This window comes from Pseudomonas sp. 102515, from assembly GCF_031085165.1.
Classification (GTDB): domain Bacteria; phylum Pseudomonadota; class Gammaproteobacteria; order Pseudomonadales; family Pseudomonadaceae; genus Chryseomonas.
This window is the reverse complement of sequence record NZ_JAVHTY010000014.1, coordinates 1-780: the sequence shown is the minus strand read 5'-3', so window position 1 is coordinate 780 and position 780 is coordinate 1. Positions and strand designations below refer to the sequence as shown.

Here is a 780-nt window from a genome sequence, read left to right as displayed (position 1 = left end):
TCGTCTTGGGTCTTGCGAACCCACGCGCCCGTTTTCGGCGTCGTCTTCCTCACGCTCTGACCTGCGGTCAGATTGTTTGGGTGTTATATGGTCAAGCCTCACGGGCAATTAGTATCGGTTAGCTCAACGCCTCACAGCGCTTACACACCCGACCTATCAACGTCGTAGTCTTCGACGGCCCTTCAGGAAGCTCAAGGCTCCAGTGAGATCTCATCTTGAGGCAAGTTTCCCGCTTAGATGCTTTCAGCGGTTATCTCTTCCGAACGTAGCTACCCGGCAATGCCACTGGCGTGACAACCGGAACACCAGAGGTTCGTCCACTCCGGTCCTCTCGTACTAGGAGCAGCCCCTCTCAAATCTCAAACGTCCACGGCAGATAGGGACCGAACTGTCTCACGACGTTCTAAACCCAGCTCGCGTACCACTTTAAATGGCGAACAGCCATACCCTTGGGACCGGCTTCAGCCCCAGGATGTGATGAGCCGACATCGAGGTGCCAAACACCGCCGTCGATATGAACTCTTGGGCGGTATCAGCCTGTTATCCCCGGAGTACCTTTTATCCGTTGAGCGATGGCCCTTCCATACAGAACCACCGGATCACTAAGACCTACTTTCGTACCTGCTCGACGTGTCTGTCTCGCAGTCAAGCGCGCTTTTGCCTTTATACTCTACGACCGATTTCCGACCGGTCTGAGCGCACCTTCGTACTCCTCCGTTACTCTTTAGGAGGAGACCGCCCCAGTCAAACTGCCCACCATACACTGTCCTCGATCCGGAT

1 rRNA gene is annotated in these 780 nt (G+C 55.1%); it reads right to left on the bottom strand.

What is annotated here, in order from left to right:
* Positions 1-87: 87 nt before the first annotated feature.
* Positions 88-780: ribosomal RNA gene (locus RCF34_RS22785) — 23S ribosomal RNA — on the bottom strand; the annotation flags it as partial.